The sequence below is a fragment of the Ilumatobacter nonamiensis YM16-303 genome (genome assembly GCF_000350145.1).
GTDB classification, from domain to species: domain Bacteria; phylum Actinomycetota; class Acidimicrobiia; order Acidimicrobiales; family Ilumatobacteraceae; genus Ilumatobacter_A; species Ilumatobacter_A nonamiensis.
In genome coordinates this window covers 1-22,196 of the sequence record NZ_BAOL01000113.1, presented here as the reverse complement: position 1 = coordinate 22,196, position 22,196 = coordinate 1, and the positions used below count along the sequence as shown (strand labels likewise).

At 67.3% G+C, this 22,196-nt stretch carries 18 protein-coding genes and 1 tRNA gene; 8 read left to right on the top strand and 11 right to left on the bottom strand.

The window, feature by feature from the left end; all coding sequences use genetic code 11:
• Positions 1-21: 21 nt before the first annotated feature.
• On the bottom strand, positions 22-1,530 hold the full coding sequence (gene ilvA, locus ON45_RS11990; protein WP_040494163.1) for a threonine ammonia-lyase, biosynthetic: 1,509 nt from the start codon (positions 1,528-1,530) through the stop codon (positions 22-24).
• A 143-nt stretch (positions 1,531-1,673) separates the two neighbouring features.
• Here ilvA and ON45_RS11985 point away from each other — a divergent pair, with 143 nt between their 5' ends.
• Both ON45_RS11985 and ON45_RS11980 read left to right on the top strand, forming a co-directional pair.
• Positions 1,674-2,291, top strand: coding sequence for a class I SAM-dependent DNA methyltransferase (locus ON45_RS11985; RefSeq protein WP_040494162.1), 618 nt, complete (start codon positions 1,674-1,676; stop codon positions 2,289-2,291).
• Between the two features lie 61 nt (positions 2,292-2,352).
• Entirely contained in the window at positions 2,353-3,237 is an 885-nt protein-coding gene (locus ON45_RS11980) for an LLM class F420-dependent oxidoreductase (RefSeq protein ID WP_040494148.1), read from the top strand.
• A gap of 38 nt (positions 3,238-3,275) precedes the next feature.
• On the opposite strand, the gene ON45_RS11975 is transcribed toward ON45_RS11980, so the two are convergent.
• From ON45_RS11975 to ON45_RS11950, 6 genes are all read right to left on the bottom strand, one after another.
• On the bottom strand, positions 3,276-4,532 hold the full coding sequence (locus ON45_RS11975; RefSeq protein WP_040494147.1) for an acyl-CoA dehydrogenase family protein: 1,257 nt from the start codon (positions 4,530-4,532) through the stop codon (positions 3,276-3,278).
• Positions 4,533-4,575: 43 nt separating this feature from the next.
• Positions 4,576-5,376, bottom strand: a complete 801-nt coding sequence (locus ON45_RS11970) for an esterase/lipase family protein (protein WP_241432197.1) — start codon at positions 5,374-5,376, stop codon at positions 4,576-4,578.
• A gap of 59 nt (positions 5,377-5,435) precedes the next feature.
• A complete protein-coding gene (locus ON45_RS11965; protein ID WP_083914852.1) occupies positions 5,436-7,202 on the bottom strand; it encodes a WS/DGAT/MGAT family O-acyltransferase in 1,767 nt (588 codons plus the stop codon).
• A 106-nt stretch (positions 7,203-7,308) separates the two neighbouring features.
• Positions 7,309-8,970: a PEP-utilizing enzyme gene (locus ON45_RS11960; protein WP_051062954.1), complete on the bottom strand. Its 1,662-nt coding sequence runs from the start codon at positions 8,968-8,970 to the stop codon at positions 7,309-7,311.
• Entirely contained in the window at positions 8,970-9,779 is an 810-nt protein-coding gene (locus ON45_RS11955; protein WP_051062953.1) for an SDR family NAD(P)-dependent oxidoreductase, read from the bottom strand. The genes ON45_RS11960 and ON45_RS11955 overlap by 1 nt, the downstream gene beginning before the upstream one ends.
• 43 nt (positions 9,780-9,822) lie before the next feature.
• Positions 9,823-11,034: a cytochrome P450 gene (locus ON45_RS11950; protein WP_040494145.1), complete on the bottom strand. Its 1,212-nt coding sequence runs from the start codon at positions 11,032-11,034 to the stop codon at positions 9,823-9,825.
• A 158-nt stretch (positions 11,035-11,192) separates the two neighbouring features.
• Here ON45_RS11950 and ON45_RS11945 point away from each other — a divergent pair, with 158 nt between their 5' ends.
• Genes ON45_RS11945 through ON45_RS11935 form a run of 3 tightly spaced genes read left to right on the top strand, consistent with a single transcriptional unit; the run spans position 11,193 to position 15,588 of the window.
• The gene (locus ON45_RS11945; RefSeq protein WP_051062952.1) at positions 11,193-11,813 is read left to right on the top strand and encodes a M23 family metallopeptidase; all 621 of its coding nucleotides are present in this window, start codon (positions 11,193-11,195) and stop codon (positions 11,811-11,813) included.
• Between the two features lie 34 nt (positions 11,814-11,847).
• Positions 11,848-13,173 carry a serine hydroxymethyltransferase gene (glyA, locus tag ON45_RS11940; RefSeq protein ID WP_040494144.1) on the top strand — a complete coding sequence of 442 codons (1,326 nt, stop codon included), beginning with the start codon at positions 11,848-11,850 and terminating at the stop codon, positions 13,171-13,173.
• A gap of 48 nt (positions 13,174-13,221) precedes the next feature.
• Positions 13,222-15,588, top strand: a complete 2,367-nt coding sequence (locus ON45_RS11935) for an HAD-IC family P-type ATPase (RefSeq protein ID WP_040494143.1) — start codon at positions 13,222-13,224, stop codon at positions 15,586-15,588.
• A 44-nt stretch (positions 15,589-15,632) separates the two neighbouring features.
• Here ON45_RS11935 and ON45_RS11930 read toward each other — a convergent pair.
• Positions 15,633-15,706, bottom strand: a tRNA-Arg gene (locus ON45_RS11930).
• A 127-nt stretch (positions 15,707-15,833) separates the two neighbouring features.
• Here ON45_RS11930 and ON45_RS11925 point away from each other — a divergent pair.
• Complete coding sequence (locus ON45_RS11925) at positions 15,834-16,466, top strand: hypothetical protein (RefSeq protein ID WP_040494141.1); 633 nt, start codon at positions 15,834-15,836, stop codon at positions 16,464-16,466.
• 24 nt (positions 16,467-16,490) lie between these two features.
• Here the strand turns inward: ON45_RS11925 and ON45_RS11920 are convergent, their stop codons facing one another.
• On the bottom strand, positions 16,491-16,871 hold the full coding sequence (locus ON45_RS11920; protein WP_040494139.1) for a hypothetical protein: 381 nt from the start codon (positions 16,869-16,871) through the stop codon (positions 16,491-16,493).
• 135 nt (positions 16,872-17,006) lie between these two features.
• On the opposite strand from ON45_RS11920, the gene ON45_RS11915 reads away from it, so the two are divergent.
• Positions 17,007-17,642 carry a peroxiredoxin gene (locus ON45_RS11915; protein ID WP_040494137.1) on the top strand — a complete coding sequence of 212 codons (636 nt, stop codon included), beginning with the start codon at positions 17,007-17,009 and terminating at the stop codon, positions 17,640-17,642.
• Between the two features lies 1 nt (position 17,643).
• Here ON45_RS11915 and ON45_RS11910 read toward each other — a convergent pair whose 3' ends face one another.
• Together ON45_RS11910 and ON45_RS11905 are read right to left on the bottom strand one after the other, a co-directional pair.
• Positions 17,644-18,135, bottom strand: a complete 492-nt coding sequence (locus ON45_RS11910) for an adenylyltransferase/cytidyltransferase family protein (protein ID WP_241432198.1) — start codon at positions 18,133-18,135, stop codon at positions 17,644-17,646.
• A complete protein-coding gene (locus ON45_RS11905) occupies positions 18,135-21,566 on the bottom strand; it encodes an ATP-binding protein (protein ID WP_158412373.1) in 3,432 nt (1,143 codons plus the stop codon). Before ON45_RS11905 ends, ON45_RS11910 begins: the two co-directional genes overlap by 1 nt.
• Positions 21,567-21,705: 139 nt before the next feature.
• Here ON45_RS11905 and ON45_RS11900 point away from each other — a divergent pair.
• A partial coding sequence (locus ON45_RS11900) for an ABC transporter ATP-binding protein (RefSeq protein WP_040494134.1) occupies positions 21,706-22,196 on the top strand: 491 nt, incomplete at its 3' end.

Below are 22,196 nucleotides of genomic sequence, written 5' to 3'. Positions count from 1 at the left end.
ACGGGCACCGACGAACCGTTGCTACAGGAAGAGCTTGTAGGCGGGGTTCTCGGTCTCGTCCCAGAAGCGGTAGCCGAGTTCGTCGAGGAAGACCATGAACGTCGAGCGGTCCGACTCCGGCACCTGCATTCCGACGAGGACGCGTCCGCTGTCGGAGCCGTGGTTCCGGTAGTGGAACAGTGAGATGTTCCAGTGGGGTTGCATCGCCCGGAGGAACGCCATCAGCGCGCCGGGACGTTCCGGGAACTCGAACCGCAGCAGCAGCTCATCCGACGCCAACGGCGACTTCCCACCGACGAGGTGTCGGAGGTGGACCTTGGCCAACTCGTCGTCGGTGAGGTCGAGGGTCTCGAAGCCGTCGGCCCGGAAGATGTCGGCGACCTCGTCGGCGCCGGCCCGTGACGTGACGCTCACGCCGACGAAGACGTGGGCATCGCTCTCGTCGCTGATGCGGTAGTTGAACTCCGTGACGTTGCGGTCGCCGACCAACTCACAGAATCGGCGGAAGCTCCCGGGGCGTTCCGGAATCGTCACGGCGAACACGGCCTCCCGACGCTCGCCGATCTCGGCGCGTTCCGACACGAAACGCAGCCGGTCGAAGTTCATGTTTGCGCCGCATGCGACGGAGATGAGTGTTTCGCCCTCGATGCCCGTCTCGGCGACGTACTTCTTCATCCCCGCGATCGCCAACGCGCCGGCCGGTTCGAGCAGGGTGCGGGTGTCGGTGAAGACGTCCTTGATCGCGGCGCACGTTTCGTCGGTGTCGACGATCAGGATGTCGTCGACGTGCTTGCGGACCAGTCGGAACGTTTCGACCCCGACCGCCTTCACCGCGGTCCCGTCCGAGAACAACCCGACATCGGCGAGTTCCACCCGCTCCCCCGCGGCGACCGACCGGGCCATCGCGTCGGAGTCGACGTGCTGCACGCCGATCACCCTGATGTCGGGACGGACCCGCTTGACGTACGCGGCGACCCCGCTGATGAGTCCGCCACCGCCGATCGCCGCGAAGATCGCGTGGACCGGGCGGCCGTGTTGACGCAGGATCTCCATGCCGATCGTTCCCTGCCCGGCGATCACGTCGGGGTCGTCGAACGGATGCACGAACGTGAGGTCCTGCTCGCGCATCAGCTCGTTCGCCCGCGCGAACGCCTCGGTGTACGACTCGCCGTGCAACACGATCTCCGCCCCTCGGGCGGCGACCGCGTCCACCTTGAGCTGCGGCGCGGTCGTCGGCATCACGATCACGGACCGACAGCCGAGTTCGTTCGCCGCCAGAGCGACGCCCTGCGCGTGGTTCCCCGCGGATGATGCGATGACACCTCGCTCCAGCTGATCGTCGGTGAGGTGAGCCATCTTGTTGTAGGCGCCGCGCAGCTTGAACGAGAAGACCTGCTGAAGGTCCTCGCGCTTCAGGAACACCCGGTTGCCGAGTCGGCGCGACAGGTCCGACGCCGGCTCCAACGGCGTCTCGATCGCGACGTCGTACACCCGGGCGTTGAGGATCCGCGGCAGGTAGTCGATGTCGATCTCGGGATCGACGTTCTCGTCATCGTCGGAGTTCGGTCGTGTCGCAGCGGGGTCCGACGGCATCGGTCCAGTCTGGCCCGTCGCCCGCGCGACCGCCCGATTCACCGGACATGCGTTCAGCGTCCATCGCCTACATTGCATCCATGAGCGCAGAGGAAGCACTCGACCGCGTCTACGCCGCATCGTCGGATCCGACGACCCAGGCCGAGTTGTACGACGACTGGGCAGCATCGTACGACCACGACCTCGAGGTGAGCGGCTACGCCACACCGGGACGCATCGCGGAGTTGCTCGCCGAGCATCTGACCGATCACGATGCACCGGTCCTCGACTTCGGATGCGGATCGGGCATGTCGGGGCGAGCGCTCGCCGATGCCGGATTCACCACGATCGACGGCACCGACCTGTCCACCGGCATGCTCGAGCAGGCCGAGCACTCAGGTGCGTATCGGCGACTCTGGCAGCTCACCGCCGGTCAACTCGACGTCAGCCCGGGCACCTACCGCGCCGTGGTCGCCTGCGGTGTGATCAGCGTGGGTGCCGCCCCGGCGGGAACGCTCACCCTCGTCGCATCGGCGGTCGGTCCCGGCGACATGGTGGTGGTGTCCTTCAACGACCACACGCTCGAGGACGACGAGTACATGGCGACATTGCAGGCGCTGCTCGACGACGGCTTCGAGCAGGTCGCGGCCGAACACGGCGTCCACATCGCATCGCGCGACATGGGCTCGACCGTGTTCCTGCTCCGTCGTCGCGACTGACGACGCTTCCGAACCGGGTCCGTACGTCACTCCCGGCAGTCGTTCAGTAGTTTCGAGCACGATGAAACTCGGACTCGCCTTCGCCAACACCGGACCCTTCGCCGAAGTGGGCGGACTCGTCGAGATGGCCGTCGCCGCCGAACAGGCGGGCGTCGAGTCGGTCTGGACCGTCGAGCACGTGATCTGGCCGAGCTCCTACGACTCGGAGTACCCGTATTCGCCGACCGGCAAGATGCCCGGCGACAAGACCTCATCCATTCCCGATCCCCTCGTCTGGCTGTCCTTCGTGGCCGCTCACACGACCACGATGCAGCTCGGTACCGGGATCGTGATCCTCCCGGAACGCAACCCGCTGGTGTTCGCGAAGGAGGTCGCCACCCTCGACCGCTTGTCCGGGGGTCGGATGCAACTCGGCATCGGAGTCGGGTGGCTGGAGGAGGAATTCGACGCCCTCGGCGTCTCGTGGCCGCGACGCGGTGCCCGGACCGACGAGTATGTCCACGCGATGCGTGCTCTCTGGGGCGGCGACGACGCCTCGTTCGACGGCGAGTTCGTCTCGTTCGAGAACGTGTCGTCCAACCCGAAGCCCCACGACGGCACCGTGCCGTTCGTCGTCGGCGGACACTCTGCCGCAGCGGCGAAACGCGCCGGCCGTCTCGGCGATGGGTTCTTCCCCGGCAAGGGCTCGATCGAGGAACTGACCGAGATGATCGACATCGTCCGCCAGACCGCTGCCGAACACGATCGCGACGCGGCGGCGATCGAGATCACGGCGTCACACCCCGGACTGTTCGGCGACGATCCGGTGGGCGCCGCCCAGGAGCTCGCGTCGATCGGCGTGACCCGAACGATCGCCCCGGCGTTCTCGCTGCTCGGCAGCGAAGGCGTCGAGGCGAAGGCGACCGAACTCGCCGAGAAGATCATCGCGCCCATCGCCGACATCTGACCGGACCCCCGGGCGGGAGCAGCCGGCCGGCCGACGCGTCAGCCCTTGGCGCGCCCGGTGTAGCCGAACAGCTTTCCGGCGACCTTGCGCATCTGGATCTCGTCGGACCCCTCGGTGATCCGGTAACGACGGTGGTGCCGGTAGATGTGCTCGAACGGCATCGCCCGGTTGTAGCCCTGGCCGCCGCACGTCTGCATCGCCTGATCAGCGGCGTTGCAGCAGAACCGGTTGGCGCGGTAGTTGCACATCGCGACCTTGTCGGTGATCTCCATGTGGTCGATCCCGGCGTCGAGCTGCCACGCCGTCTTGTGGATCAGCGCCCTCAGCATCTCGGCCTCGGCCGCGAGGTCGGCGAGCGGGAACTGGATCGCCTGGTTCGTCGACAGACGCTTCCCGAACGTGGTGCGCTGGTTCGCGTAGTCGACGGCCGTGTCGATGCAGTGCAGCCCCGCCCCGAGCGACGAGGCCGCCTGCCGGATCCGGTTCTCGTGGACGAACATCTGTGCCGTCTGGAGTCCGAGGCCCTCCTCCCCGAGGATGTCGTCGTTGTGGACACGCACCTCGTTCAACTTTACGTGCGCGTGGTCGGTCGGCATGTTGAACGTCCACATGAACTCCTCGACGCTGAACCCGGCGGCGTCGGTCGGGGTGATGAAGCACGTGATCCCGCGCCCGTCGCCGGGCTCGCCGGACGTGCGGGCGAAGATGTAGTCGTGGGTGGCGTGGTGGAGCCCCGTGTTCCAGTACTTCTCGCCGTTGATCACCCACTCGTCGCCGTCGCGCACCGCGGTGGTCTCCATCCAGGTGGCGTCCGATCCGTGGAGCGGCTCGGTGAGACCGAACCCGATCCGAGCGGTGCCCTCGAGCATCTTCGGAATCCACTCGGCCTGCTGCGCCTCCGACCCGTACTTCTCCATCATCAGCACGGTCACGAGGTTGCCGACGATCGAGCTCTCGTTCTGCAGGTCGTTGTGCAGACCGAGCCCCTTGCGGGCCAGGTGCTCGCGCACGATCGCCATCTCGAGGTTGCTGCCGTTCTTGCCGCCGAAGCGCTCGGGAAGTTGGTAGCGGAAGAAGCCCGCTTCGTCGGCCGCCACTCGCATGCGCCGAAGCAGCGCCTCCCACTCGGCGTTCGGGAGACCATCACGATCCCAGTCGGTGCGCGAGTCCTCTCGACGGTGGTCGAAGAAGCGGACGTTGTCGTCCTCCTGCTCCATCGGTTTGATCGTGGACTCGATGAACGCGTCGAGTTCGTCGAGGAGCTGTTGGGTCGATTCCGGCATCGCGAAGTCCATGCGTCGCACCGTAGCCACGCGCCACCCGCGAGGTCCGAATCGGTCAGGCGGCGGGTGCGTGTGGTGCCCGCGACGTGTCGAGGTCGGTCGACGGCGGGAACGCCCCGCGCAGGTACCACGGCGCCGAGAAGCGCTCCCATGTTCCGGCGGGTTGCGCGAGTCGGTCGGCGATGACGGTGATCGCCGCCGCATTGAAGCCGAGGCCGCAGTGGCTGCCGTGGACTCGGACGTTCTCGCTGGTCGGTGCGCGCCGCACCAGGCACGCCTGCCAACTGACCACGCCGTCGGTCTGGGTGTAGATCGAGGTCGACGGCACCGGCAGCAACGGGCGACCGGACTCGCGCATCGGTCGGTCGAACTCCGGAGAGTGGTACTTGCGCAACGTCGCGTACATCGGTTGTGCCGTCGACGAGTCCGCCGCGACCATCTGGATCGGGCTGCCGAGGGTGATCACCTGGCGCACGTCGGTCGGGCGTGCCCGTGCGAGTTCGCGTGCGTAGATCCCGCCGAGGCTCCATCCGACGATCGACACCGGCTCCCCACGCCGTCGGTGCGCGCGGTCGAGTCGATCGACCAGCCCTTCGAGGATCCGACTCGTCGGGCCGACGTTCACGCCGAGACCCCATCCGTACGTGCGGTAGCCGAGCCGCTTCAGCAGATCACGCAGTTCTGCGGTCGAGCGGTCACTCGTCGAGAAGCCGGGCAGGACGAGGACGGGGTGACCATCGCCCTTCGGCAGCCGTCGCAGCGCCGGGCGGAGCGCGGCCATCTGCGCTCGTTCGCAGACCGCTCGGACCTCGAGCGCTGCCAACAAGGGGGAGGGTGCAGAGATACTGTCGCTCACAGGGAGACCGTCACTTCCTGGCCGGACGTCGTGAGGTCGGCCGATGTCGTGTTCCCACGCTACTTGGACGAGGACTTCGTGGTCGTGGACCGCTTCGCCGCGGTCTTGCTGCCGGCCGCCTTCTTCTTGGCCGAGGCCCTCTTCTTCGCGGGCTTCTTCTTCGCGACCTTCTTCGTCGCAACCTTCTTCTTGCTCGCCGCGGACTTGCGGGTCGCAGGCGTCTCCGCGCCCACGGACGGGTCATCGGTGACCGCCTGTTTGCGCGCCAGCCGGGCGGCCACATCGGCGCTCCGAGGTGGGCGCGACTCCACACCGAGCCCCCCGCGGCGCATCGCGGGAGGTGCCTGCGCCACCGCCCATTCCGCTCCGGTCGCCTCGAACAACCGGGCGATCTCGTCGACGTGGAGGTCGACGAGATCCCAGAGGTCGGGGACCAACTCCCGGTCGGAGATCAGCCCGATGTCGAGTCGATCCTCGTAGCTGTGCACCGTGATGTTGAGTCCGACTCCGTCGGAGATCGTCGACACGGGGATGTACGCATCGAGCTTCGCGCCGGCGAAATACAGCGGTTCGCGGGGTCCGGGCACGTTCGAGATCACGACGTTGACCGGGGAATTCACACGGTCGGCCAGCTTGAGTCGGCTGACGAGTCGAATCGCCGATGCCGCGATCACCGGTGACGTGAGCTGCGCACCCTCCATCATCGCCTCGGCCGGAACCAGCTCGAACTGACGCTTCGCCGCCTGCATCGCCTCACGACACAGGGCGACACGCTCGACCGGATCTTCGCAATTCGTCGGGAGTTCGGCGATGATCCCCGACACCCGGTTGGTCCAGACGTCTTCCTCGTCACCGGTGCGGATCGAGACGGGGACCATCGCGCGCAACGGCTCGTCGGGCAACACGTCGTGCATCAGCAGATATTCCCGGAGCGCTCCTGCGCACATGGCCATCACGACATCGTTGATGGTGCCGCCGGTGGCGTCTTTCAGCACCTTGACGTTCTCGAGCGCGACCGAACGCATGGCGAACCGTCGATTCGGGGTGACCGACGCATTCCACGGGGTCGGCGGGGCGGGGGTCAGCGGGATCGACACGCTGTCCTCCGCCGATCGCGAACGGTCGTCTCCCGAAGTCACGAGTGACTTGATGGCGTCACGCGCCTGACTCGCGGCTCCGCTCACACTGTCGACACCGGCGGCCTCCGCGAGTTGTCGCACGACCTTGAGTTGCAGTCGTGCCGCCTTCACCGGATTCTTCGCCAGGTGCTGCACGGTGGACGTCAGGAGATCGATGTCGCGCGGCACCTCCTCGCCCTGCCAGGCGACCGGTTCCAGCGCGAACTCCGCATCGGGCGACGCCTCGGTCATCATCTTGAGCATGATCACGCCGGACGCTCCGTCGATCGTCGCGTGATGGGTCTTGGAGAAGAGGGCCCACCGTCCGTCGGCGAGACCCTCGATGACGTAGACCTCCCAGAGCGGGCGGCGCCGATCCATGTGCCGCCCGACGATCCGTGCGACCTGCTCACTCAGTTGATCGGCGGCGCCGGGAGGGGCGAGACCGAGGTGTCGGACGTGATAGTCGAGATCGAAGTCCGGGTCGTCGATCCAGTACGGATGGTCGAGCCCGAACGGGACCTCCACCAGACGGCGTCGCATCGGCTCGAGGTGATCGACCATGATCCCGAACCGCTCGTACACGTGCTCGAACGGTTCGAAGTCGGGTGACGGACGCTCGTAGATGGCCAACCCGTTGACATGGCCGTACGTGTTCGGCGTCTCCATGTACAGGAAGCTCGCATCGATCCCGGTGAGTTGCTTCATGAAATTCCCTTCACATCGCTGATCTCAGATGGCGTCGGATGGTGTGACCAACGTCATCTTGGCGCACCGCCGCGCCCAGTGGCGAATGGCCTGGTCGGAAACCGGCTCAGAGCACCGTGACGACGCCGGTGTTTCCGTCGACCTCGATCTCGGCACCGTCGGGAATCGACCGGGTCGCGCCGACCGCACTCACGACGCACGGGATGCCGAGCTCGCGGCTGACGATCACCGCGTGGCTCATCGTCGCTCCGACGTCGACCACGACGGCTTCCGCAGCGAGGAACAACGGTGTCCACGACGGATCGGTGATCGGCGCGATGAGCACATCGCCGGGACCGAGGTCACCCGGATCGCCGGCGTCGAGCACCACCCGCGCTCGCCCCCGAGCGACACCCGGACATCCGGCGATGCCCTGCAGCGTCTGACCGGACGACATCTGGTCAGCCGCCCCGGACCGCTCGCCCCACGTGTCGATTCCCGGCACCACGCCGTCGACGATGAACGGCGGGATCAGGCCGGCAAGACGCTCGTGTAACTCGGCACGCTGCTCGATGAGATCGGTGAACTGCGCCGGGTCGTCGAGGTACCGCTCGAACTCGTCGACGTTCAGCAGGCAGCTCTTCCAGCGTTCGGCGACACCGCCACGCTCGACGGTTCGATCATGCATGGCACGTTGCGCGCGACGTACGGCGTGGATCACCTTGATGACCGTGGTCTTCGAGCGCTCGCGAGCCTGGCTGTACAGCGCCGTTGCCGCAAGGGACTTGTCGAACTGGAACCGGTCGATCGGGTTGAGTTCCGCCTTCACTTCGGCAATCGCGTCCGCTCGCGCCTCGGCGAGTCGACGGGCTTGCAGAACCGGGGCGTGAGTGTCATCCGCAGCGCGCATGGAGTCGATGGCCGCGGTCGCCATGGCGGGACGGAAGGCCCAGGGGTCGGAGCCGATGTCCCACTCGTTCGGGCCACGGGTTCCGTGGTCGCGGATGAACCGCTCGAACCCGACGGCGTACTCGTCGGATTCCGGATCGAGTCGGGACAGTTCCCACATCGCGGCGGACGGGGCAGCCGACTCGATGTCGCCGATGCCACCGAGCACCGAGACGAGCAGCTCGGGCTTGCCGGCCTTCACGATCAGGTCGATCAGCGCGCCCGAGACGAGCGCGTTCGAGAACGTGTTGTCGATGTGTCGGAAGAAGAGGTGTTCGAAGAACGGCGAGAACGAACGGCAATAGGCCAGCAGCTCGTCGTTGCCGGCATCGTCGCCGGGGTACCGCGCGACGAACCGATCCGCCTTGGCCTTGTCGTGTTCCAGGTCGGGAAGCGACTTCGTGCGCAGCAACCGGAGCACGGTCTTCGCCAGTCGGAACGACGATTTCAGGTTCTTGTCGCCGTCACTCGACTCGTAGGCGGGAGCGTCGGACTCGCCGAAGAACATCGAGTCGATGTTCTCGACCTTGCCTCCCGGAGCACGCACACCGAGCAGTCGGACATAGCTGGCGTTGATGTAGCAGTAGCCGCCGAACACGCTGAGGATCACCATCGACTCGTCGTCGGAGATGTCGCCGTCGGCCGTCAATCCCATCTTCACGAACGCTTGCCGCCATCCGTCCTCGGCGGCCTTGCCGAGCAGCGACCAGGTGAACGGCAGGACGACCTCGGGGAAGACCTCGCCGACGTTCCCGCGGGTGTAGAGCGGCCAATCGCGGCTCGGTGGATTGTCGGTCTCCCAGATCTTCTCGAAGCTCGCGGGTCGATCCGTGGTGGTCATCACTTCTCCCAGTCCTTCGGGAACCTCGTCCCGAGCAGTGCCCCTTCGACGAGTCGTCTCGGAGCATTCGACAGCATGTGGTATCCGTCGTAGCGCCGCGGGAGGCGCACGAATCGCTTCGAACGTTCGACCGCATCGACGGTGGCGGACGCGATCTGCTCGGCCGAGAGCTTCGGCAGGAAGCCGAGCCGCTTGAACCGTTGCAGTCCCACCCCGACGAACGGTCGCTCGTCGGTCTCCAACCGATCCCACATCTCGGTGTCGGTCGGACCAGGACTGACGACCGTGAGGCCGATGTCGGTCCGTTTCAGCTCGAGCCGCAGTGTCTCGGTGAAGTTGGTGATCCCGGCCTTGGTCCCCGCATAGGCGGCCAGTCCGGGAAACGGGATCGCACCGGCGACCGACGACATCTGCACGATGTGGCCCGAGCCTCGTTCGAGCATGTGGTCGAGGACGTCGCGGGTGAGCAGCACCGTCCCCTCGAAGTTCAGCCGGGCGAGCGTGCGGAGTTGGTCCCGATCGGTCGTGGCGAAACTGGTGGAGGTCTCGATGCCTGCGTTGTTGACGAACACGTCGATGTGGCCGAGCACGTCGAGGCACCGGTCCACGAACGTGTCGACATCGGCAGCACCGCTGAGGTCGGCGACGAGATGATCACCGACGATCGGCGCGGCCACCTCGCGCAGCTTCTCCTCCGAACGAGCCGCCACCAGCACTCGCGCGCCTCGGTCGGCGAACTCGGTCGCGAGCGCCGCGCCGATCCCCTGCGACCCACCCGTGACGACCACGTGCTTCCCGGTCAGATCCATGACGCCTCCTGGACATGTCGTTCGGTGCCTGGCACCGGGCATTTCATCGGAGGACGACGGGGATGTTGCGGGGACCGCGGATCTGGCCGCTGGTCCACGTCGTTTCCTGCGCGGTGTCGACGCGGTAGTCGGGGAACGCCGAGCACCATTCCTGGAAGGCGACCTTCATCTCGAGACGGGCGAGATTCGAGCCGAGGCAGCGGTGGATTCCGAGACCGAAGGCGACGTGTCGGTTCACCTCCCGGTCGATCACGAACTCGTCGGCCCGATCGAACGACTCGGGGTCGTGATTCGCCGCCGGGAAGGTGACGAGCACTTGATCGCCGGCGTGGACCGGGCAGCCCGACACGGTGGTGTCGCCGACCACTCGGCGTCCCATCGTGACCGGTGCGTAGTACCGCAGCACCTCCTCGCTCATCGTGAGCCAGATCGGGTCGTCGAACGACGCCCCTCTCAGTCGGGCGAGGTCGTCGGGGTTGCTGCCGAGGTGCCAGAGCCCGGATCCGATCGCGCTCCACGTCGTGTCGATCCCGGCGAGGATCAAGAGCAGCAGATACCCGAACTGCAGCTCACGGTCGATCGGCTCGCCATTCATCTCGGCCTGCGCCACCAAGGTCGCCAGGTCGTCCTGCGGCTCGGCTTCCCGTGCCTCGAGCAGCTTCAGGAAGTAGGCCCGCATCTCGGCGGTGACCTCTTCGCGGATTCGGTTGTCCCGCGGGGCGAGTTGGAAATTGCGGTAGATCCAGTCGCGGAAGATGTCTGCGTCCGAGTCCGGGACCCCGATCATCTGCGCGATGCCGTGCACCGGGATGTGCTGTGAGTAGTCGGCGGCGGCGTCGGCCGTGTCGCGACCGTCGAGGTCGGCAATGAGCCCCCGACAGTACTCGCGGAGTTCGTCCTCCATCGGTTCGATCTGCTTGGGGCTGAACGACGGCAGCAGCAACCGTCGGTGACCCTGGTGATGTGGCGGGTCGGACGTGATCGGCGGCGCCGGACGGCGGACCGCGTCCGGTTGGGCGACCGAGACCCACTGCGACGAGAAGTTCTCGGTGTCCTTGGCGATCGCGGACACGGCATCCATCGTGACCGGCATGAATGCCCGGCCGTACCGCTCGGTCATCGCCATCGGCGTGATCTCGCGCACTGCGTTCCAGATGTCGATCGCGTCGGTTCCCCACTGCGGATCGAGCCAATCCCAGTCGTTCACCCAATCGGACACCGGTTCGGCGCGAACCGTCGTGTCGTCGTACCCCATTGTCGGAACCCCCGTTCAGAACTTGTCGCGACCGTAGCCGAATGGCTCCGACCGAGCACCGCGGACGTTGCTCACCCCACCGCACCATTGGTTCACCCTTCGTGACGTTCGCCACGGTATCGCAACGCGTTCGTCATCAAACCGTAACCTTGCTCGCCATGCGTTCACTCATCTCCCGTCGCGCGCGCATCGGCGCGCTCGCCGGACTGCTCGCCGCCGGTTCCTTCGCCGCACTGCCGCACTCCGCCCACGCCGCGCCCGCCGACGACGCTGTCCCGCAGGCCCCACCGATCGAGTCGGTCGCGGAACCTGCGCTGTTGTTCGACGTCTGCCCACTGAACGGTCCGTCGACGTTCGAGGACTCGTGGGGCTGGGCCCGATCCGGCGGCCGCAGCCACGAAGGGGTCGACATGATCGCCGATCGCGGTGTGCCCGTGATCGCCGTGCGCGACGGCTTCGCCCAGTTCAAGACGAACGGTCTCGGCGGCCGGGCGATCTGGCTCACCGCGCCGAACGGCGACAAGTTCTACTACGCCCATCTCGACGCCTGGGAGGGCGAGAGCCGCGACGTCCGTGCGGGCGAACTCATCGGCTACGTCGGCAGCACCGGCAACGCCCAGGGCCCTCATCTGCACTTCGAGACCCTGCCGGGCGGACACGTCGAGAACCCCTACGGACACACGCTCCAAGCGTGCGTCCCGACACCCGCCGAAATGGCCGCTGCAGCGGAACGTGCGAAGCAGCAAGAGGTGTGGAACCGCTTCCTTCCGAGCGACTGAGCGAGGCCGGGATCGGCACCCCTACGCTGCGGTGATGGGTCCACGGCTGACACCGCGCAACTGGGTACCGACCGCTTCGGAAGCCCTCGTCCAACGTGTCGCCGGCGCCGCCGCTGCCGAGTCGACGGGCAGTGGGCGAGCCCGACTCGATGAGCTGGTCGACGAGAACCGCACGATCCACGAACTCGACTGCATCAATCTCAACCCTGCAGCGAACGTGATGAGCCCCGCGGCCGAGGCACTGCTGGCGACGTCGCTGGGATCACGTCCGTCGCTCGGCCACCCGGGGGCCAAGTACGAGATGGGACTCGAAGCGGTCGAACAGATCGAGATCATCGCTGCCGAACTGGCCGCCGAGGTCTTCGACGCTCCGTTCGCCGAGGTCCGGATCGGTTCGGGTGCGCTCGCCAACCTCTACGCGTTCATGGCCTGCTGCGAGCCGGGCGACTCGATCATCGTCCCGCCGGGATCGATCGCCGGCCACGTGACCCACAACTCGGCCGGAGCGGCCGGGTTGTACCGGCTCGACATCCACGAAGCGCCCGTCGACGCCGACAACTACACCGTCGATGTCGACGCGCTCCGAGCGCTCGCCCGAGACGTTCGTCCACGGATGATCACCATCGGGTCGAGCCTCAACCTCACTCACCACCCGGTCGCCGCGGTCCGCGAGATCGCGGACGAGGTCGGTGCGACCGTGCTGTTCGACGCTGCCCACCTGTCGGGCCTCATCGCCGGCGGCGCCTGGCCGAATCCGCTGGTCGAGGGTGCCCACATCATGACGATGAGCACGTACAAGAGCCTCGGTGGACCGCCTGCCGGACTGTTGGTGACCACCGAAGCGACGATCGCCGAACGCGTCGACGCAATCGCCTTCCCCGGGCTCACCGCGAACTTCGATGCGGCCAACACCGCGGCGCTCGCGGTCACCTTGCTCGACTGGCAGACCCACGGGCGCGAGCACGCCCGGACGATGGTCGACACGGCGAGCGCGCTCGCCGCCCACCTCATCGAGGCCGGGTTGCCGGTGGTCACGATTCCGGACGGGTCGGCGTCCCTCTCGCACGCCTTCGCCGTTCGAGCCGACGCAACGGCCGGGGACGGACACGCGCTCGCACGACACCTCCGCAAGGCGAACCTGCTCGCTTCGGGCATCGGACTTCCGGCCGATCCACACGGCGCGATGCGTGCGATCCGTCTCGGCACCAACGAGATGGTCCGGTGGGGAATGGCTGCCGACGACATGGCGTTCGTCGGCACGGCACTGCACCGGGCGCTGCGGGGCGACGATCTGGCTGCGGTCGCCGCCGACGTCGGCGAGTTCCGCCGGCGGTTCGACCACATCCACTTCTGCGACTGAGTTCACCGCGCACGGTCCGACAGGGAGTCCGCTGTACTCTCGCAACGAGTGAGCGCAACGGCGGTCGACACCTCCCTCGGATTGACGGCCGCCCAGGTCGAGGAACGCCGTGCAGACGGCCGCACCAACGCGGTCCCCGACGCTCCGGTCCGTTCGTTCGGCCAGATCGCCAGGGCGAACATCCTCACCCCGGTCAACGCGATCATCTCGACGCTCTTCGTCCTGATTCTCGTGGCCGGCTACCCCCAGGACGCGCTGTTCGCGGGCGTCGTCATCGCCAACTCGACGATCGGCATCGTGCAGGAGATCCGTGCCCGCAGCACACTGCGCGAACTCGAGCTGCTCAACGCTCCCGTCGCAGTCGCCCGACGCGACGGACACGACGTGGAGATGGCGGTGTCCGAGGTCGTCGCCGACGAGATCCTGGTCGTGTCGTCGGGCGACCAGATCGTGGTCGACGGTGAAGTGGTGTCGGCGGTCGGCCTCGACGTCGACGAGTCGTTGCTCACGGGCGAGAGCGATGCGCTGGCCAAGCATTCGGGCGATCAGGTGATGTCCGGCAGTTTCGTCGCATCGGGCTCCGGGCTCTACCGCGCGACCGCCATCGGTTCCGACAGCTATGCCGCCAAGCTGGTCGACGAGGCGCGGGTCTTCAAGCTCGCCGACAGCGAACTGCGCAACGGTGTCAACACGATCCTGCGGTGGTTGACCTTCATCATTCCGCCCGCTGCGGGCCTGCTGCTGATCCGTCAGTTGGACAGCGACGAGGTCGACAGCTGGCAGCAGGCACTGCAGGGCACGGTGGCCGCGTCGGTGGCGATGGTCCCCGACGGACTCGTGTTGCTCACGAGCCTCGCATTCATCGTCGGCATCCTCTCGCTCGCACGCCGCAAGGCCCTCGCGAAGGAACTGGCGTCGGTCGAGTTGCTGGCGCGGGTCGACACGCTGTGTCTCGACAAGACCGGCACCATCACCACGGGCGAGATCAGCTACGGGGACGTCGAGACACTCGAGGGGGTCGACGAGCAGTACGTGTCCGCTGCGCTCGGAGCGCTGGGCGCGTCGGACGAGAATCCGAACCCGACGCTTGCCGCGATCGTGGGCGCCCACCCTGCGCCAGCGGATTGGATCGCCGACGAGGTGACCCCGTTCAGCTCGGCCCGCAAGTGGGCCGCGACCCACTTCGAGGGTCGGGGATCGTTCTACCTCGGGGCTCCGGAGATCCTGCTCGACGACGGCGCCGACACGCTCGAACGCGTCGCCGAACTCGCCGCGGCGGGCAGCCGCATCCTGCTCCTCGCCCACACCGAGGAGATCCACGACACGGAACGTGCCCCGAACGGACTGACCCCGCTCGCGCTGGTCACGTTGGAGGACACGGTCCGCAGCGACGCACCCGAGATCCTCGAGTACTTCCGCGAGCAGGGCGTCCGCATCAAGGTCATCTCCGGCGACAACCCCGCCACCGTGGCCGCCGTCGCCCGGCGCGCGGGGGTGCACGATGCCGATGCCGGGGTCGACGCACGGACGCTGCCCGACCCCGATGAGGAGTTCGACGCGTTCACGGCGACGGTCGAGTCGACGCACGTGTTCGGACGGGTGACCCCGCACCAGAAGCGGGCGATGGTTCGCTCGCTGCAATCGGAGGGCCACGTCGTGGCGATGACCGGCGACGGGGTCAACGACGTGCTGGCGCTGAAAGACGCCGACATGGGCATCGCGATGGGTGCGGGAAGTCCGTCCACGCGGGCGGTGGCTCAACTCGTCCTGCTCGACAACCGATTCTCGACCCTGCCGGTCGTGGTCGCCGAGGGACGGCGCGTGATCAACAACATCGAGCGCGTGGCCAACCTCTTCATCACGAAGGCGGCCTACGCCGTCCTGCTCACGCTGCTCGTCGGCCTGGTCGGTTCGCCGTTCCCGTTCCTCCCCCGCCAGTTGACCCTGATCGGCACGTTCTCGATCGGGATCCCCGGTTTCTTCCTCGCGTTGTCACCGAACACCGCCCTCGTCCGTCCGGGATTCCTGCGCCGAGTGTTGTTGTATTCCATTCCCGCGGGCGTGATGTCGGGCGCGGCGGCCTACGCCGTCTACGAGGTGACCCGCAGCTTGGACGACGTCTCGCTCGCAGAAGCTCGCACCTGCGCCACGGTCACCCTCCTGAGCGCCGGCCTCGTCGTCCTCGTCGTGGTGAGCCGGCCCCTCGAATGGTGGAAGGTCGCCCTGGCGGCGGCCATGGGCGTCATGTATGTCGGCGTCGTGTCGATCCCGTTCCTGCGGAACTACTTCGAACTGGACGTCCCTCCCGCGGACGCCTGGCCCGTCGTCGCGGCCGGGATGGCCGTGGCGTGCTTCGGCGTCTGGCTCGTTCCCCTCGTCGTCGGACGCGCTGCGGACGGCCGCTCCAGCCCCTGAGCGGAAGATGTTCGTCCGTGACGGTGACCACCGAACATCTGGTGCGCCTCCGACAGGAATCGAACCTGTGGCCTGTCGCTTAGGAGGCGACCGCTCTATCCAACTGAGCTACGGAGGCGAACTCGGCGGCGGGTGAAGGTTCACGCCCCTGCCGGAACGGGCCTGATTCTACGGGTCGCCGATGTCGTCCCGACCTCGTGGAAATCCTCGACACGCCGGAGTGACGAGCTGACATCCTCGAACTCATGCGCACCACTCTGCTTCCCGCCGTCCTCGTGTCCGCTCTGCTGATCGCCTCGTGCGGTGACGATGACTCATCGAGCGAGGACTCGAGCGCGGCCGACGCTGCCAGTGCGGACACCGACGGCGTTGCCGACGACCCCGCCGCAGCGGACACGGTCGGGGACGTTCCGCAAGACAGCGATGCAGGACCGGAGCCGGAAGCGGAAGCGGATCCGTCCACCGAGGGTGACGACGGATCCGGCGGTGAGATCCCACCCGGCGTCACCGAAGGATCCGCCACCCTCACGCTCGAGAACGGCGAGACGTTCGAGGTCGACGTGTTCTGCACACTCGAACCGCAGATCTCCGCCGGTTCGGAGATTCTCTTCACGGCGACCTCGCTCGGCGACCCGATCCTCGACATCACCCAATTCGGCGACGAGGGACCGGTCACCGAGATCGGCTCGGTGCAGGTCATCAACGGCGACACCTACGAGTCGCTCTGGGGTGCCAGCACGATCTACGAACCGTTCGGCGGTGCGCTCGAACTGTCCCTCGACGGCAGCACGATCAACGGCTCGGGCGATTTCTACCCGGGCGACGACCCCGTCGAGGGCGGCGATCCGGTCCCGGGCGAGGTCGTGGCCGACTGCTGACCGTCGCGCGACGGGTCCGACCCGCTACGTGACGGGGGCGCAGTCGTGGCTGCAGCCCGTCTCGGTGTTCGCGACGCCGGCCTCGGCGGGGCGGTGGAGGACGCCTCCCGAGGGCGAGACGTGGACTCGCGGCGCGTCACCCGAGTCGACGACCATCGCCTCACCATCGACGATCAACGTGTAGCCGTCGGGTTCGATCGGCGGGAACGCAACGGTCACGGACGGCCGGGACCGAGCGTTGCGCGCCGACCCGCGTCCGGCGTCGAAGCACATCACCCCCTCGTGCCACTCGGGCGTCCCGGCGACGATCTTGGTCCGTTGGTCGTCGCCGACGGTGAGCAGATAGGCCCACCCGTACTCCCGGGTCTTCGCTTCCAGGACGTCCAGGTCGACAGGAATGCTCATGGCCCCATCCAACCAGATCCCCCGAGTGCCCGCCACCGGCGAGGAGGCAATCCCGACTTGGCTTGTCGGGTTTCGGCGAACATTCGTTACGCTCCTCCCCGCAACGACCGCATTCAACGATCACAGGAGATCAACATGGCCGTCCGTCTCGGCGACACCGCACCCGACTTCACCGCTCCCACCACACAGGGCGACATCAGCTTCCACGAGTGGCTGGGCGACTCGTGGGGCGTGCTCTTCAGCCACCCGAAGGATTTCACGCCGGTGTGCACGACCGAGCTCGGCCTCGTCGCATCGCTCAAGCCCGAGTTCGACAAGCGCAACGTGAAGGTCATCGGCCTCTCGGTCGACCCGGTCGACAGCCACATCGAGTGGGAGAAGGACATCGAGGAGACGCAGGGCAACGCCGTCAACTTCCCGATGATCGGCGACCCGGACCGGACCGTCGCCGACAAGTACGACATGATCCACGAGAACGCGAACGACACGCTGACCGTGCGCTCGGTGTTCATCATCGGCCCGGACAAGAAGGTGAAGCTGACGCTCACCTACCCCGCCTCGACGGGTCGCAACTTCGACGAGATCCTGCGCGTCATCGACAGCCTGCAGCTGACCGCCGACCACAAGGTCGCCACCCCGGGCAACTGGACCGACGGCGACGACGTGATCATCGTTCCGGCCGTGTCCGACGAGGATGCGAAGACGCTGTTCCCCGCCGGCTGGGAGCCGGTGAAGCCCTACCTGCGCGTCACCAAGCAGCCCAACCGCTGACCTACAACCAGTTGGATTCGATCCATTGACGGACCGGCGGTGCCACCTTGTCGAGGTGGGCCGCCGGTTCGTCGCGTATCTGGGTCGCGGTGATCGGGACGGCTGACCGGTCGGGATCGACCGACACGGCGTCGGCGCCGAGCCGTCTGGCGATGCCCGACACGTAGTCGTCCGAGGAGAACACGGCCTGCGGCCCGCCCTCGTAGGGCCAGTGTGACCGGAACAGTTCGATCCAGCGATTCCAGAGATCCTCGTCGTTCCAGTCGGTGGCGAGTGAATGACGCACCACTCGTACCTCGACGCCGGGATGCGACTCGGCGAGCCAGGTGGCGCGCAACTCGCCCGGAACGGTGTCGCGAGCGAACGAGGAGTTGACGTAGACCACGAGCCGGTCCGTGCGCTCGTTCGCCCAGTCGATCATGTGGGAATGTCCGAGGTGCGGCGGATCGAAACGGCCGACGATCAATCCGGTCGGGTAGCGCTCGGTCTCCATCACGTGGTCATCACTCGCTTCCCCTTGGCGGCCAGGTCGGTCACCACTCTCTTCCACCCATCTCCCAGATGTTGCACCGTGCGACGGTCGCCGTGCGAACCGATCTCCGAACGGGCGGCCGTGGCCAGCGCCACCGCAGCGGCGTCACCCGCCCGAGATGCGGACCGGACGGCGGAGTCGAGGCGCGCGTCCCCGGCGCTCTCGTCCTGACCCACGAGCACGGAACCCGCCGCGATGTCGGCGAGTACCCGGTCGAGGTACGTCGACGTCTCGTCGTCATGGACGCTCGCGGCGGCGGCGAGGGTCTCGTCGGGCATTCCGGCGATGGCACTCGCCAGCGCGGTGACCGCCTGGGAGTACGGGCTCGGTGCGCGCACCTCGAGCAGCGTGGCCAGTGCTCGATCGGGATCACCGACCTGACAGAGACCCAGGGCCAGCGTGATCCGCGCCTCCGAGCCGTCAGCGTGCATCGCGAGCATGCGCGTCAGCGCCACCTCACTCAGCGTGACGGCACGCTGCCCGAGACCGAGGTGTGCAGCCGTGCCCGCAGCGGCCATGGTCGGGATTGCGAGGTCACCGAACGAGTCGGCGAGCGACAGCGCCTCCTCGAGGCTCTTCTCCGCTTCCTGGTTCCGGCCGAGAGCGACGAGCGCACGCATGCGCGGAGCGAGCGCCTGAACGGTGCCGAAGCGGTCGTTGAGCTGTCGGAACCCGACCAGGGCGCGCCGGGACAGTTCCTCGGCTTCGGAGAACCGGCCGCTCCACAGCCGGATCGACGCCATGAGCGAATCCATCATCGCCGGCGCCCAGAGTTCGCCGACTTCCAGAGCCTCGCGACGAACCGTGGTGGCGAGACTCTCTGCATCGGCGAAACGACGTTCGAAGAAGCGAACGTATGCGAGCAACCCCAACGCCCAACTCGACCCCGACCGGTCGCCCAGATCGTCGAACAGCCCGGACGCCACGGCCAAACGCTCGTCGGCGAGGTCGGTGTCACCCGACAGGAACGCGACCCACGCCTGATGCTGCCGGATCCAGGCCAGCCGTCGGCGGTCGTCGGACCCTGCGGCCATCGACTCGGCCTCGGCGAGGAGTCGATCGGCCTCCTCCAGCGAGCCGCCGAAGACCTCGACGAAGCCACGGTCACTCAACGACGTGACCAACTCCGGGTCGGGGCCGAGCGTGCGCAGCAGGTCGACGCTGGCCGTGAGCTGTTGACGCGCGCGCGGCAGGTCGCCCTGCTGCTGCGCGATCAACCCGAGCAGTCGGCGCGCGATCGCCTCCTGCCGGACGTCACCATCGGCGGTTGCCGACTGAAGCACCTGTTGAGCGTCGACCTCGCCGGTCGACGCGTCGCGGCGTTCGACGCAGGCCTTCGCACGGATCAGCCGGAGCTCGCGCTCCTTCGCCGCGTCGGTCGACAGATCGACCAGGTCGAGCGCACGGGTCGTCTGGCGGATCGCTTGGGCAAACCCTCCCACGTCGAGCGCGCGTCGAGACGCGGTCGTCAGCAGGTCGACCGCCTGGTCGGCGATGTCGGCAGCCACTCCGGGTATCGCGCCGATCTCCTCGACGAGTTCGGCGGCCGTCGCGGCGTGGTGGGCGATCTGGTCGATCGGATCGAGGTCGAAGCCACGCATGACGACGGCGGTACCGGCATGGCGCTGCGCCCGCGCGGTCTTGGTGAGGGTTTGATACGCGACCTCGCGCATCACGTCGGAGCGGAACCGCCACCAGTGCTCCTCGAGATCGAAGATGCCGTTCTCCACCAGCTGGTCGATGTCCGCCGGTTCGAACGGCTGACCCATCGCAGCGGCGAAACTCTCGAGGTTCTTCAACGCCCCGGTCGCGCCGAGCACCGAGGCGTTGTCGACGATCTGGCGCTGACCAGCGGGGAGTGCGTCGAGCCGCGCGGCGATCAACGCGCGCAGCGACCCTGGAAGCGCCTCCTGGCCGGGGTGGTCACGACTCACCTCGGCGAGCTGCGTGAGGAACAACGGGTTTCCTCCGCTGCGCTCGAACAGCTGGTCCATCAGATCGGTATCGGCTCCGCTGCCGAGGATGCGCTGGACCAGTTCGTCGGATTCCTCCCGGCTGAGCGGATCGAGCGGCATGCGGATCGTGACCGGGTGGTCGTGCGCGGGTGGCCAGTCCTGCTCGGCGTCGTCACGTTGGGCGGTCACGACCAACACGGGTCGATCGGCGAGCGAACGGGTGAGCCGAGCGAGCAGCTCGAGCAGCAGCGGGTCGGCCCACTGCAGATCGTCGATCCACACCACGATCGGTCCACCGAGCGAACGCCGGTGGACCCCCTCGACCACGACTTGCATGAGAATCTCGCGCGCCTGCCCGGGAGCCACCCGATCGAGCTCGGACGGGTGCCCGAAAATGTGCATCGCGCCTTCGATGAAGCGCTGCAGCCGGGGGTCCGATTCGTCGAATCCGTAGAGCGCCAGCCCGTTCTCCTCCACGAGCTCACGGAGCCGGCCCGCCGGAACCGTATGGTCGGCGCCCAACAGCCTCAGCAGGGCTGAGGCGATCGGCGCCCACACGTTGGTTTCGCCGTACGGCGCACAGACACCCGAGAAGACGACCACATCGGGGTGCGGAAACCGGGCGAGCGACTCGGTCACCAGGCGCGTCTTGCCGCTCCCTGCCTCGCCCGTGACCGACACGATCGCGCTGCGTCCACCGGCGACGAGTCCCATCACCGAGGCGAACAACTCGCGTTGTGTCGCGCGCCCGACGAACGGACGATCGTGCCGGGAACGACTCGCGGTGAACTGCGAGCGCATGCCGCGCACCTGCCAGATCTGCTCGGTCTGCTCGCGGCCACGCACTTCCGTCTCGGCGACCAGCACCCGTTCGACGAGCGGGGAGAGCTGGGCTTCGGTCGACGCGCCGAGGTAGGTGCCGCCCGGTGGCGCCATGGTCTGCAGCCGTGACGCGACGTTGACGACGTCGCCCATCGCCGTGTAGTCATCGGTTCCCGACTGCCGCCCGACGACGACTTCACCGGTGTTGATGCCGATCCGCAGTTGCAGTCGCTGCTGTTCGATTCCGACCTCGACCGCCACGTAGTCGTCGATCGTCGCGTGCATCGCGATGGCGCTGCGCACGGCGCGGTCGGGATCGTCCTCGTGGGCGACCGGCGCACCGAAGATCGCCAGGATGCCATCTCCCAGCACCTTGTCGACGTGGCCACCGAAGCGCTCGATCTCGTCGATCATCCGATCGAACGCACCGTCGACGAGTCGCTTCACCGGTTCGGGGTCGAGATGTTCGGCGAGGGCCGTGTAGCCCACCAGGTCGGCGAACAGGACGGTCACGACCCGCCGCTCCTCGACCGCGTTCAGGCGTACTTCATGCCCACAGAACGAGCAGAACCGCGCGCCTTCGGCGAGCGGTTGAGAGCACGAGACGCAGGTCATCGACCGTCGAGCGTACGGCACGGCACGGCGCGCGTTCAGGAAGCGGTCGCACATCGTGCGCAGGCGGCGAATCGGAGCCATCGACTCGGAACCGCAAATCACTCTCCGAGCGGGCACTTTTTCGGGCAGGCTGTGGGCCATGAACACCGACCTCGACACCCCCACAGCCCCGCCGACGACCGCCGCCGGCTCGGTCGATGCCACGAAGATCTACGGAATCGGCGATGCCGAGGTCCGCGCACTCGATGGTGTCACCATCGGGTTCGAGACGGGAAAGTTCACCGCGATCATGGGCCCGTCCGGGTCGGGCAAATCGACACTCCTGCACTGTCTCGCTGGACTCGACGCGCTCACGTCCGGCGCGACCTACGTGGGTGACACCTACCTCGCCTCGCTCGACGACAAGCAACTCACCGAACTCCGTCGCACCAAGATCGGCTTCGTCTTCCAGGCGTTCAACCTGATCCCGACGCTGACCGCCGACGAGAACATCCGCCTGCCGATGATGCTCGGCGGCAACACCGGCGACGAGGCGTGGATCGACCAGGTGATCACCACCGTCGGCCTGAAGGACCGGGTCCAACATCGACCGAGTGAACTCTCCGGCGGACAGCAGCAGCGCGTCGCGGT

What these genes read in the sequence shown, in the direction of transcription:
- ON45_RS11980 (WP_040494148.1), top strand. Translation starts at nt 2,353, where the DNA reads ATGAAACTCGGACTCGCCTTCGCCAACACCGGACCCTTCGCCGAAGTG.
- ON45_RS11920 (WP_040494139.1), bottom strand. Translation starts at nt 16,871, where the DNA reads ATGAGCATTCCTGTCGACCTGGACGTCCTGGAAGCGAAGACCCGGGAG.
- ON45_RS11985 (WP_040494162.1), top strand. Translation starts at nt 1,674, where the DNA reads ATGAGCGCAGAGGAAGCACTCGACCGCGTCTACGCCGCATCGTCGGAT.
- ON45_RS11965 (WP_083914852.1), bottom strand. Translation starts at nt 7,202, where the DNA reads ATGAAGCAACTCACCGGGATCGATGCGAGCTTCCTGTACATGGAGACG.
- ON45_RS11960 (WP_051062954.1), bottom strand. Translation starts at nt 8,970, where the DNA reads ATGACCACCACGGATCGACCCGCGAGCTTCGAGAAGATCTGGGAGACC.
- ON45_RS11955 (WP_051062953.1), bottom strand. Translation starts at nt 9,779, where the DNA reads ATGGATCTGACCGGGAAGCACGTGGTCGTCACGGGTGGGTCGCAGGGG.
- ON45_RS11910 (WP_241432198.1), bottom strand. Translation starts at nt 18,135, where the DNA reads ATGGAGACCGAGCGCTACCCGACCGGATTGATCGTCGGCCGTTTCGAT.
- glyA (WP_040494144.1), top strand. Translation starts at nt 11,848, where the DNA reads ATGGGTCCACGGCTGACACCGCGCAACTGGGTACCGACCGCTTCGGAA.
- ON45_RS11915 (WP_040494137.1), top strand. Translation starts at nt 17,007, where the DNA reads ATGGCCGTCCGTCTCGGCGACACCGCACCCGACTTCACCGCTCCCACC.
- ON45_RS11925 (WP_040494141.1), top strand. Translation starts at nt 15,834, where the DNA reads ATGCGCACCACTCTGCTTCCCGCCGTCCTCGTGTCCGCTCTGCTGATC.
- ON45_RS11945 (WP_051062952.1), top strand. Translation starts at nt 11,193, where the DNA reads ATGCGTTCACTCATCTCCCGTCGCGCGCGCATCGGCGCGCTCGCCGGA.
- ON45_RS11950 (WP_040494145.1), bottom strand. Translation starts at nt 11,034, where the DNA reads ATGGGGTACGACGACACGACGGTTCGCGCCGAACCGGTGTCCGATTGG.
- ON45_RS11905 (WP_158412373.1), bottom strand. Translation starts at nt 21,566, where the DNA reads ATGACCTGCGTCTCGTGCTCTCAACCGCTCGCCGAAGGCGCGCGGTTC.
- ON45_RS11975 (WP_040494147.1), bottom strand. Translation starts at nt 4,532, where the DNA reads ATGGACTTCGCGATGCCGGAATCGACCCAACAGCTCCTCGACGAACTC.